Genomic DNA, 10,961 nt, shown 5'->3' on the forward strand with positions numbered 1-10,961 from the left:
ACGTTTTGGCGGACGGAAACGCCCAAACGCTATTGCTGCAACAGGTCAGGCCAGTACCCGTTCGCCTTTGCGATATTCTCATCGATCCTGTTGGCCCAGATGCGCCGGACCTCGATGCTGTAATTCAGGTATAGTTTGTCGTCCCAGATGCGCCACGCAATCGGGTCCACGTCCGCCACCGCATTCTGACTTGCGGCATAGGCACAATAGCCGCCGAACTGAGGTGCGAACCTGTCCGGGTCAGACAGAAACTCCTGCCGGTTTTCGTCGTTCAGAAATACCCAGGTGGCCCCATTGTAATCTGCAGTGATCCCGGGATCGCCTTTTTGCGGATTGCCGCCGCGCCAATAGCTCATGACGTCGTAGCCGTTCATGGCCAGACCGTTGAAATGGCCCAGGTTCACTTCGGGTGAGGCCGCCCCGAGGGGTGTCGCGCCAAACAAAACCGTAAAAGTCAGGAACACAGGCACCACGACGTCGTGGATGGTTCGGACAATGGTCGTCATGGCGGTCCTTCCCGGCAAAGCTACCGTGAACACTGCCACGTCTGACGCCACAATGCCATTCAACTGTGGGTGCGCATGACCATAGCGCAACAGAACGCCCCGCCGACCGCCCGGCAGGGTCGGTTGTTTCAAGGCCGGGTTTTCAGACCGCCCCCTTCTGGCCGAGACCCGCTTTGGTTCAGGTCTTAATCAATGATGCGCCCCTTGCCGCAGCGTGGCGTCGGGCGACCGCCATCGGCATAGGCCACAGATAGCACCACCTCATCCGGCAAAGGTGCGTCAGATATGGTCAGGGTCATCGTATCGTAGTGGTTGATCGACCATGGGTCGTCCTTGTGCCCCAGCGGCAAGTCCAGGGCGCAACCCGGCGCACCCAGTTTGGCGTTTGACGGGATGACGGCTTCGCCGCCGCCAATCGCCGCGCGCATCGGGGCGCCAAGCTTGGGGTGGATGAGTGCTCCGCCATGCTCGGCATCTCCGTTCAGGCCCACAATCGCGGCCTTTCCGTATGAGATCGGCGCAGCCTTCAACTCGGCAACAGCGTCAGCCACCAATTCCGCGCCCAATGTGCCGCCAATGTCGAACAACGCACTCAGATCCTCGGAAAACACGCCCGCCAAAGGGTTTTTGAACACCGCCACAGCCGCGACACGGGTGATCGGCGCGCAGGGCTGGCCCATCTGGTCAGAGGTAATCACCTCTTTGAAAAGGAGTTTCTTACGCAGCTGAACCATCGAGGCCTCCTGTTTTTCCGACAGCAAATCAGGGGCGACCTTGTGGTGCCTCAGCCAAATACGCAATCCAAATCCAACGCCATGACACAGAAATGAAAAACCCCCGCCGGTATCCCGACGGGGGTCAATCTTGTCACGAACGGGGTTACCCCCGGAACGCTTACCAGTCTTCGCGAACCACGACGCGGGTCTTGATCGGCAGCTTCATCGCGGCCAGGCGCAGGGCCTCGCGGGCGATATCGTCATTGACGCCGTCGATCTCGAACATCACGCGGCCAGGCTTGACCTTGCAGGCCCAACGGTCGACCGAACCTTTACCTTTACCCATACGAACTTCGATCGGCTTGGCCGTGACCGGAGTGTCGGGGAAGATGCGGATCCAGACGCGGCCCTGACGCTTCATGTGACGCGTCATGGCACGACGTGCAGCTTCGATCTGGCGTGCGGTAACACGCTCAGGCTCAAGAGCTTTCAGGCCGTATGTGCCAAAGTTCAGATCAGAGCCGCCCTTGGCGAGACCCTTGATCCGGCCTTTGTGCATCTTGCGGAATTTAGTACGCTTTGGTTGAAGCATATCTTTCCCTCCTTAGCGACGACCGCCACCAGCACCACGAGGTGCAGGGCCGTCCTGGAGTTCCTGTGCTTTACGGTCACGTGCCTGCGGATCGTGCTCCATGATCTCACCTTTGAAGATCCAGACCTTGATCCCGATGATCCCATAGGGGGTCATCGCTTCGGCATGTGCGTAATCGATGTCGGCACGCAGGGTGTGCAGAGGCACGCGGCCTTCGCGGTACCACTCGGTCCGTGCGATTTCGGCGCCGCCCAGACGACCAGCGACGTTCACCCGGATACCCAGGGCGCCCATGCGCATGGCGTTCTGAACCGACCGCTTCATCGCGCGGCGGAACGAGACACGACGCTCCAGCTGCTGAGCGATGGACTCGGCAACCAGCTGCGCGTCAAGCTCGGGCTTGCGCACTTCGACGATGTTCAGGTGCAGTTCGCTGTCGGTCATACGAGCAAGCTTTTTGCGCAGAACTTCGATGTCTGCACCTTTCTTGCCGATGATGACACCGGGACGTGCAGTGTGGATCGTAACGCGGCACTTTTTGTGCGGACGTTCGATGATCACACGGGCAACACCGGCCTGCTTGCACTCTTTGTTGATGAACTCACGGATCTTGAGGTCTTCCAGCAGAAGATCACCGTAGTCCTTGGTGTCGGCGTACCAGCGGCTGTCCCAGGTGCGGTTGACCTGCAGGCGCATGCCGATCGGATTTACTTTATGACCCATTAGGCTTGCTCCTCAACTTGACGCACCTTGATGGTGATCTCCGAGAACGGCTTCATGATCTTGCCGAAACGGCCACGGGCACGCGGACGACCACGCTTCATGACCAGGTTCTTGCCAACCCATGCTTCGGCGACGATCAGCTCGTCAACGTCCAGGTTGTGGTTGTTTTCGGCATTCGCGATTGCGGACTGCAGGCACTTCTTGACGTCCTGCGCGACACGCTTGTTCGAGAAAGTCAGGTCGGTCAGAGCCTTTTCGACTTTCTTGCCGCGGATCATTTGCGCAACCAGGTTCAGTTTCTGCGGGCTGGTGCGAAGCATGCGGGTTTTCGCCATTGCTTCGTTTTCAGCCACGCGGCGGGGGTTCTTTTCCTTGCCCATGACTTACTTCCGCTTCGCTTTTTTGTCTGCGGCGTGGCCATAATAGGTCCGGGTCGGCGAGTATTCACCGAACTTCTGACCGATCATGTCTTCCGAGACGTTGACGGGAATGTGCTTCTGGCCGTTGTACACACCAAAGGTCAGACCCACGAACTGGGGCAGAATGGTGGAACGACGCGACCAGATTTTGATGACTTCGTTGCGGCCCGACTCGCGCGCTGCTTCGGCTTTTTTCAGCACGTAAGCATCGACGAAAGGACCCTTCCAAACAGAGCGAGACATGGATTAACGTCCCTTCTTCTTGGCGTGCCGCGAGCGGATGATCAGCTTCTGGGACGCTTTGTTCTTGTTGCGGGTACGCTTACCCTTGGTGTCCTTACCCCACGGTGTAACCGGTGTACGGCCACCCGAGGTCCGACCTTCACCACCACCGTGCGGGTGATCGATCGGGTTCATTGCAACACCACGAACCGACGGACGAACGCCCTTGTGGCGCATACGACCGGCTTTACCGAGGTTCTGGTTGGAGTTGTCGGGGTTGGACACGGCACCGACGGTGGCCATGCATTCCTGACGGACCATGCGCAGCTCGCCCGAGCTCAGACGGATCTGAGCGTAGCCGCCATCGCGGCCAACGAACTGAGCGTAAGTACCGGCCGCACGTGCGATCTGACCGCCTTTGCCAGGCTTCATCTCGATGTTGTGGACGATGGTACCAATGGGCATGCCCGAGAACGGCATTGCATTGCCCGGCTTGATGTCAGCTTTTGCCGACGCGATGACTTTGTCACCAACAGCCAGACGCTGCGGAGCCAGGATATATGCCTGCTCGCCGTCTTCGTATTTTACCAGTGCGATGAATGCGGTCCGGTTCGGGTCATATTCGATCCGCTCGACGGTTGCCGCGACATCAAATTTGTTCCGTTTGAAGTCAACGATCCGGTAGAGACGCTTTGCGCCACCGCCGCGGCGGCGTGAAGTGATCCGTCCGGTGTTGTTCCGGCCGCCCGATTTGGTCAAACCCTCAGTGAGAGACTTGACCGGACGTCCTTTCCAAAGCTCCGAACGGTCGATCAGCACCAGCCCGCGCTGGCCCGGCGTCGTCGGCTTGTACGACTTGAGTGCCATGCTTTCTGTCTTCCGTTTAGCAAGTGCAGGGAGTTTCCCCGCTATGTGATAGGCCCCCGTAGGTGCCAAGGGTATAGGGCCCCGAAGGTCCCCGGTTACAAATATCAGAGGCCCCGGAACGAATCCGAGGCCGCAAGATTGGGAGCGTGTAACAGATCAATTGCACACCGTCCACAGCAAAGGCGCACTTTTCTAAGCAGCGGAGCCGATTGCCCGAAACAAGGTGCTAGTCCAACCAATGTTCAGGTTTTCGTTCAAGCAACCAAGGCGCCGTGTTTCGGAGGGCCCGAACAAACCGCGCATTGAAATCTTCGGCAATTTCTTTTCCGGCGTCTCGCCCAATCGTTGTGCCTTGCTGCGAGTCCCTGCTCATGACCTCGTCAAGCCGACTAGGATCCACTTCCAGTTCCCCGACTTCCTGCGCGATCCTCTCGGCTTGCCGCAGCGGATCAGCAACCAGTGCCCCATAGCTTATCACACTTATCTTCAGACCACGCGCTTTTGCCAGACGCATGGACTCAACCATGTCACTTAACCGCCGGGCCAAACCTACAGGTCGCCCGCCCCACAGCCTGTGCCTGGACCTGGCCCAGGAAACGGGATCTCGTACCAGGAATAAGCATACCGATTCCGGATGGTGACTGCACAGGTCTTCACAGAATGGCGTCACGTTTGACCGCAGCTTTATGCCCATGCTTTTCTGCCCTGCCAAGCGGGTTTTATCCGCGATATCTGCAAGAGCGACCCGAGTCAGCATTCGGAAATCCGCAGGCTGATGATGCAATTTCGGGTTGCCCGCGAGATTGGTTAGAGCGTCCGGTTCAGACCAGGTCAAAAGACCAGCCGCATCACATATCTTGGCAAACAGCGTCGATCCGCAGCGACCAATCGAAAATATGAAAACCGGTCGCGCCGTCAACGGCCGTTGCCAGGATCCGAGATTGCCAAACTTAACCGCGTACCCGTCAGTCGCATTTTGTCGAATGCCCTGATAGTAAAAGCTGTAGCCGGACAGCGAAGCTTCATCCTTTACACGACACCAAAACACCTCGGATTTTTCTGCGTCGATATGGTGGATATGCAGGTTCGCGAAAGCCTCAGGGCTGAGTGTCACGGGTCCTTCGTCTGCCAGCCGAAGAACATGGCGCGAAGACACAGCTGTTTTCGACTTTCGCGTACCAACGATCCGATACTTCTGGGCCGGGATAGGCGCTGCGTTGTCGGCCTGCTTTACCGTCTGAGAATCTCTGGTCATTCTGCGCGTTTTGTTTTCATTGTTGTCACTCGGGTCTTTCAGGCTGTGGCGCAAAGTACTTCTCTGTGAACTCTATAAAAGTCTCACGATAGAACCGCAGAATATCCTGCGAAACGGGCTGGTTCTCGGAAAAAAACTCCATACTGTGGTAAACGCCCGGCCTCGTGTCGAAATCCACGTCCACGCCCGCGTTGCGCAGCGCCTCGACCATTGCTGAGGTCTGGGCATGGAACAGATCGCATTCGCCAACAAAGGTGAAGGTTGGCGGCAGGCCGGACCAATCTTTCGTGCGGATCGGGGCCTCGTAAGGGGTCACATCGGCGCCGCCCCGTCGCCCTGCCCCCAAAAGCCGGTCCCATCCAAATCGGTTCAACGATGGCGGCCAGCTTTGATCGGCCGGAGCGACCGGTGTCCAGTTGGCCTCGGTATCGTCGATCATCGGGCAGATCGGGAACTGGAACGCGACATTGACCTCACCGCGGTCGCGCGCGCGCAGGGCGGTGGACAGGACCAGCCCGCCTCCGGCGCTTTCGCCGCCGAGAATGATCTGGTCAGACCGCCCGCCGATATCGTGGGCATTGCGGGCCGCCCACACCAGCGCGTCATAACAATCGTCATGCGCCGCCGGGTAGGGCATATCCTTTGCCAGCCGATAATCGGGAACCACAAATACGGCGTCCGTCGCTTTCAGCAGATTGGCGATCGGTTTGAACGACGAGCTTTCCGGCGTCCCGATCAGGTATCCGCCGCCATGTAGATGCACGACAACAGGCAGGGGTTCCTTCTGCGCTTTAGGCGAGATCACAAGGGTCCGGACCGAGCCCGAGCCGTCGCTGCGCAGAATCTGAATCTCGCGGCATTGATACGTCTCCGGAAGCGGTGCTATCGGGTGTTTCGACAGGGCATCCAGCAGCCTGACCGCCCACAGTTTTGCGGGCCAGTTGCGCAACAAGTTAACAGCAAAGGGTACATTCTTTGGGTCGACTTTCATGTCCACTCCCAGACGTTTCACCGCGGCGTTCCCAGGGCCACATGTGCTTTATTACGCCGTTCCGCTTGCGCTCCACCCATTATCCATAAAGCGCACGGGCTTCGGCGAAAGACAAAAGACGGCGGCTTTTTTCGTCCCACAGGTGCAACCGGGCGTTGGCAAAGCTCTCGCGGATGGTCATTCGGTTGCTGTTTGCCAATTCGTCATGGTCCCGCAGCACTTCGGTCAGGCGGTAGAACGGAATGCGGCTGTACAGATGATGGACGTGATGGATGCCAATATTGGCACTAAACCATTGCAGAACGGATGGCAGGATATAATGCGAACTGCCGTGCAGGGCGGCCTCGTGCAGTCGCCAGTCCTTATCGGGATCCCACTGCGTCTCTTCGAACTGATGCTGAACGTAAAACGGCCAGACACCCGCTGTTGCGGCCAGCAAGGTCGAGGGCAGGAAAATCAGCAACAACGGCATCAGCCCGCCAAAGTGGTAGATGGCCAGCAATGCCAGCAGGATGGCCAGATTGGTGGCCATCGCGCTGATCCAGAATTTCATGTGCCCCGTCAAACCAAGCGGCAGGCGATTCTGGAGCAGAAACAGATAGCCCGGCCCAAAGCCAAACAAGGTGATCGGGTGACGATACACACGATACCAAAGCCGGTTTAAGGGGCTCAGCGCCTGATACTCGGCCACGGTCAGGGTGTGGATATCGCCCATCCCGCGCTTGTCCAGATTGCCCGAGCTGTTGTGATGCGTGGAATGCGTGCGGCGCCAGACGTCATAAGGGGTCAGGGTCAGCACTCCGATAATCCGCCCGACCCAGTCACTGACCGTCCGGTTGCTGAAGAACGCCCCGTGCCCGCAATCATGCTGGATCGCAAACAGGCGCAGCAAAAAGGCCGCATTGAGGACCGAGATTGCAAAAGCCAGCCAATAGCTGACCGACAGAAGCGCCCAGGACAAAGCCCATAGCGCAAAAAATGGAACTATGCTGACGCCAAGCTCGAATGCGCTGCGCATCTGGTTCGGCTCACGGTATTTGGCCAGCGTCGTCACCCAATCCCGCGCTGCGGCCATTTCCGGTTTTCCCGGGGTCGAATCTATGGGTCGAGTCATACGCCTGCCATTTTATTACGTTTGCAACCGGATAGAGGAACACTCCGGCATCGCAAGCGGTTTATGGAATTGCCGCGACGTCGCGAGATCAATTTCCAGTGTCACCGCCATACGAAAAAACCCCCGCTCTCGCGGGGGTTCTGTTCTTTTCCAAAGACGTTCCGATCAGAGACCGGTGGATACGTCGATGGTGTTGCCCTCTTCCAGGGTCACATATGCTTTTTTGACGTCTTTCCGACGGCCCAGCTGGCCGCGGAACCGCTTGACCTTGCCTTTGGTCACGGTGGTGTTCACCGCTTTGACCTTCACACCAAACAGCGCCTCAACGGCCTCTTTGATCTGCGGCTTGTTGCTGTCGATCGCCACTTCAAAGACAACCGCGCCGTTTTCGGACGCCATGGTCGACTTTTCGGTGATGATCGGCTTGCGGATCACGTCGTAGTGTTCTGCCTTCGCGCTCATTTCAGACGAGCCTCCAGTGCTTCGACAGCCGCTTTGGTGAGCACCAGAGTGTCACGCTTGAGGATGTCATAAACGTTTGCACCCATCGACGGCAGGATATCCAGACCTTCGATGTTGCGCGACGCCTTCAGGAACCCTTCGTTCACGGTCGCGCCGTCGATGACCAGAGCGCGTTTCCAGCCCAGGTTTGCAACCTGTTTGGCCAGAGCGGCGGTCTTGCCTTCGGCTTCGGCGTTCTCGATCACAACCAGTTCACCTGCCTTGGCTTTGGCCGACAGAGCGTGGCGCAGGCCAAGCTTGCGGAACTTCTTCGGCAGGTCGTGGCCGTGCGAACGCGGGGTCGGGCCCTTGTAGATACCACCCTTGCGGAAGATCGGCGCGTTGCGGTCACCATGGCGTGCGCCACCGGTGCCCTTCTGGCGATAGATCTTCTTGGTCGAGTAGCTGGTTTCCGAGCGGGTCTTTACCTTGTGGGTGCCAGCCTGCGCGTTGTTGCGCTGCCAACGGACCACACGGTGCAGGATGTCCGCACGCGGCTCGAGACCGAACAGATCGGCGTTCAGCTCGATGTCGCCGGCTTTGCCGCCGTCCAGTTTGATTACATCAAGTTTCATGCTTCACCACCTTCCGCGGGAGCTTCTTCCGCAGGTGCTTCGGTTGCAGCCGATTTCACAGCAGCCGGGAAAGGCAGGCCTTCCGGTGCTTTCTTCTTCACGGCGTCCTTGACGGTGACCCAGCCCGATTTCGGTCCGGGAACGGCGCCTTTGATGAAGACCAGACCACGGTCAGCGTCGGTTTTGACGACTTCCAGGTTCTGGGTGGTTACACGGGCAGCACCCATGTGACCGGCCATCTTCTTGCCTTTGAACACCTTGCCCGGGTCCTGACACTGACCGGTCGAACCGTGCGAACGATGGCTGATCGAAACACCGTGCGAGGCGCGCAGACCACCGAAGTTGTGGCGCTTCATCGCACCGGCAAAGCCTTTACCGATCGAGGTACCCGAAACGTCAACCTTCTGACCTTCCAGGAAGTGTTCCGCCGAAATCTCGGCGCCCACATCGATCAGGCCATCTTCGGAGACGCGGAACTCGGCCAGCTTACGCTTGGGCTCAACCTTGGCAGCGGCATAGTGACCGCGCATGGCCTTCGAGGTGCGTTTTGCCTTGGCAGCACCGGCGCCCAGCTGAACGGCGGTGTAGCCGTCTTTGTCAGCGGTGCGCTGTGCAACAACCTGCAGGTTGTCCAGGTGCAGAACGGTCACAGGGATCTGCTTGCCGTCTTCCATGAACAGGCGGGTCATGCCGACTTTTTTTGCGATAATACCAGAGCGCATAATCTATACCCTCCGATCTTACGACTGCAGCTTGATCTCGACGTCCACACCAGCAGCGAGGTCGAGCTTCATCAGCGCGTCAACGGTCTGGGGGGTCGGATCAACGATGTCCAAGAGACGCTTGTGCGTACGGATCTCGAACTGGTCGCGGGATTTCTTATCAACGTGAGGGCCACGGAGAACCGTGAACTTCTCAATCTTGTTCGGCAGCGGGATCGGGCCGCGCACGTTCGCGCCGGTCCGCTTGGCAGTGTTGACGATCTCTTGCGTGCTGGCATCCAGAACGCGATAGTCAAATGCCTTCAGCCGAATACGGATGTTTTGGCTTTGCATAGATACAGCCTTTTATCAGGCGTTGAGGTTGAGAGGAGGACAGACGCGCATCGCCAACCCTCTTCGAACCCAAAAGGCGGGAATCACCCCGCCTTGACGTTCTTGTTGAGAACTCGCGCGTATTAGTGGGGTTGGTGGGGTTTGGCAAGGGGTTTGTTGGTTTGCCCCCAACTACACACTCTACCAGTGATCGAGTCCACAACTAACTCAAAGGACATCTGGAAAATAATGTTCCACAGCAGTGAGATTTACACCATCTGCCCCTCGCCACCACACAGCAGGATAACCCCAATCGTTTGAATGCTCTTCTGCTGGACGTTGGTCCACTGCGAACGTGAATTCACCAAAGAACCCACTTTCATTTTTGGGTTGTAGAATTCCGCTCTTGCTCAAGACCTCTATCAGAACCCGCCGTTCGTATTCATTCGACTTAATAATACCCGACAATGCTCGAGCCAATGCACTTGGCCTTGCATCAGCCGCAAGCCCACTGGCAACCTCAAGTATCTGGCGCATTATGTCTAAATCGGTTTGACACGGCTCAAGCATCTCGTCGCTTTCGAAACGGGTTAAATCAAACCAAGCGTAAAGTGCCTGCCCATGCCTAACGCCGCCCCATTTGTGTCGCTCAAAATTCAGAACATTCAAATCTTCTAATTTTGGTTCAGGAAAGCTGTACTCACCGCAGATGTGGCAGAATTCGGCACCAGAAGGAGCAAGCGATCTTGGGCTGGACAAAATCTTATGTTCAGGAAGGTTAGAAGCGTATCCGTAGCTACCAAGGGCAGAGCGCAACTCCAGCCTTCGCGAACTAAGGCTTGCGAGGAAAGAATCTCCTATTCGTTTTGGTGCCAGTGTCTTGCAAAGCGCTACCAATTCCTCAACGATTACGTCATGTTGAACTATTACCGGATCGAACCAAAATCCTTTTGATTTCGCGTATTCGATGTCAGCTGCGTCCGAAGCCCCAGCATCTTTTCCTTTCCACCCGGCTTTCCAGTATTGATCGAACAGTATCTTTTTAGCTTTTTTGTCAAACATCTAACATATCTGAAGTTACTTAGAGCATGGTTGTTGTTTCAGCTAAAGGTGCATGGATATTTTTGGCAACCGCGAAAAGTGTTCTTGGAGACGTAAAAGTATGTAGGTGGAAAATTTGACCTCAAATAAAAAGGCCGCCCCTAGTGGGAGCGGCCTTCTGTAGTTCGACGGTGTGGGCTCTCATTGCTCTTTCAGAGCAACTGCCGCCCACCGCTTTCCAAAATTATTCAATAATTTTGGAAACGACACCCGCGCCGACGGTGCGGCCGCCTTCGCGGATGGCGAAGCGCAGGCCGTTTTCCATCGCGATCGGTGCGATCAGCTCAACGCCGAACGACACGTTGTCGCCGGGCATGACCATCTCGGTGCCTTCCGCCAGGGTCA

The 10,961-nt window shown here is 57.2% G+C and carries 16 protein-coding genes; all 16 read right to left on the minus strand.

What is annotated here, in order from left to right; genetic code table 11:
* Positions 1 to 29: 29 nt before the first annotated feature.
* Complete coding sequence (locus tag ACR0KJ_RS17330) at positions 30 to 506, minus strand: YHS domain-containing (seleno)protein (RefSeq protein WP_480627264.1); 477 nt, start codon at positions 504 to 506, stop codon at positions 30 to 32.
* Between the two features lie 185 nt (positions 507 to 691).
* Positions 692 to 1,240: an amino acid synthesis family protein gene (locus ACR0KJ_RS17335; RefSeq protein ID WP_480627265.1), complete on the minus strand. Its 549-nt coding sequence runs from the start codon at positions 1,238 to 1,240 to the stop codon at positions 692 to 694.
* A 160-nt stretch (positions 1,241 to 1,400) separates the two neighbouring features.
* Positions 1,401 to 1,814 carry a 50S ribosomal protein L16 gene (gene rplP, locus ACR0KJ_RS17340; protein WP_058283513.1) on the minus strand — a complete coding sequence of 138 codons (414 nt, stop codon included), beginning with the start codon at positions 1,812 to 1,814 and terminating at the stop codon, positions 1,401 to 1,403.
* Positions 1,815 to 1,826: 12 nt separating this feature from the next.
* The gene (gene rpsC, locus ACR0KJ_RS17345; RefSeq protein WP_008758042.1) at positions 1,827 to 2,537 is read right to left on the minus strand and encodes a 30S ribosomal protein S3; all 711 of its coding nucleotides are present in this window, start codon (positions 2,535 to 2,537) and stop codon (positions 1,827 to 1,829) included.
* Positions 2,537 to 2,917, minus strand: a complete 381-nt coding sequence (rplV, locus tag ACR0KJ_RS17350; RefSeq protein ID WP_039538267.1) for a 50S ribosomal protein L22 — start codon at positions 2,915 to 2,917, stop codon at positions 2,537 to 2,539. Before rplV ends, rpsC begins: the two co-directional genes overlap by 1 nt.
* A gap of 3 nt (positions 2,918 to 2,920) precedes the next feature.
* A complete protein-coding gene (gene rpsS, locus ACR0KJ_RS17355) occupies positions 2,921 to 3,199 on the minus strand; it encodes a 30S ribosomal protein S19 (RefSeq protein WP_005980699.1) in 279 nt (92 codons plus the stop codon).
* A 3-nt stretch (positions 3,200 to 3,202) separates the two neighbouring features.
* Positions 3,203 to 4,045, minus strand: coding sequence for a 50S ribosomal protein L2 (gene rplB, locus ACR0KJ_RS17360; protein ID WP_170356688.1), 843 nt, complete (start codon positions 4,043 to 4,045; stop codon positions 3,203 to 3,205).
* 226 nt (positions 4,046 to 4,271) lie between these two features.
* Positions 4,272 to 5,354 (minus strand): hypothetical protein, encoded by a 1,083-nt coding sequence (locus ACR0KJ_RS17365; protein ID WP_480627266.1) that lies wholly within the window; start codon positions 5,352 to 5,354, stop codon positions 4,272 to 4,274.
* Positions 5,326 to 6,291, minus strand: coding sequence for an alpha/beta hydrolase (locus ACR0KJ_RS17370; protein WP_480627267.1), 966 nt, complete (start codon positions 6,289 to 6,291; stop codon positions 5,326 to 5,328). Before ACR0KJ_RS17370 ends, ACR0KJ_RS17365 begins: the two co-directional genes overlap by 29 nt.
* A gap of 79 nt (positions 6,292 to 6,370) precedes the next feature.
* Positions 6,371 to 7,405, minus strand: a complete 1,035-nt coding sequence (locus ACR0KJ_RS17375; protein ID WP_480627268.1) for a fatty acid desaturase — start codon at positions 7,403 to 7,405, stop codon at positions 6,371 to 6,373.
* A gap of 165 nt (positions 7,406 to 7,570) precedes the next feature.
* The gene (locus tag ACR0KJ_RS17380; protein ID WP_008757532.1) at positions 7,571 to 7,867 is read right to left on the minus strand and encodes a 50S ribosomal protein L23; all 297 of its coding nucleotides are present in this window, start codon (positions 7,865 to 7,867) and stop codon (positions 7,571 to 7,573) included.
* Positions 7,864 to 8,481: a 50S ribosomal protein L4 gene (gene rplD / locus ACR0KJ_RS17385; RefSeq protein WP_155148664.1), complete on the minus strand. Its 618-nt coding sequence runs from the start codon at positions 8,479 to 8,481 to the stop codon at positions 7,864 to 7,866. Before rplD ends, ACR0KJ_RS17380 begins: the two co-directional genes overlap by 4 nt.
* Positions 8,478 to 9,203: a 50S ribosomal protein L3 gene (rplC, locus tag ACR0KJ_RS17390; protein WP_170334115.1), complete on the minus strand. Its 726-nt coding sequence runs from the start codon at positions 9,201 to 9,203 to the stop codon at positions 8,478 to 8,480. The genes rplD and rplC overlap by 4 nt, the downstream gene beginning before the upstream one ends.
* A gap of 18 nt (positions 9,204 to 9,221) precedes the next feature.
* Complete coding sequence (gene rpsJ, locus ACR0KJ_RS17395) at positions 9,222 to 9,536, minus strand: 30S ribosomal protein S10 (RefSeq protein ID WP_008756422.1); 315 nt, start codon at positions 9,534 to 9,536, stop codon at positions 9,222 to 9,224.
* Between the two features lie 207 nt (positions 9,537 to 9,743).
* Positions 9,744 to 10,577 carry a hypothetical protein gene (locus ACR0KJ_RS17400; RefSeq protein ID WP_480627269.1) on the minus strand — a complete coding sequence of 278 codons (834 nt, stop codon included), beginning with the start codon at positions 10,575 to 10,577 and terminating at the stop codon, positions 9,744 to 9,746.
* A gap of 223 nt (positions 10,578 to 10,800) precedes the next feature.
* Positions 10,801 to 10,961: EF-Tu C-terminal domain-related protein (locus tag ACR0KJ_RS17405; RefSeq protein WP_480626875.1), on the minus strand; the 161-nt coding region annotated here is incomplete at its 5' end.

Source organism: Ruegeria sp. AD6, from assembly GCF_056542325.1.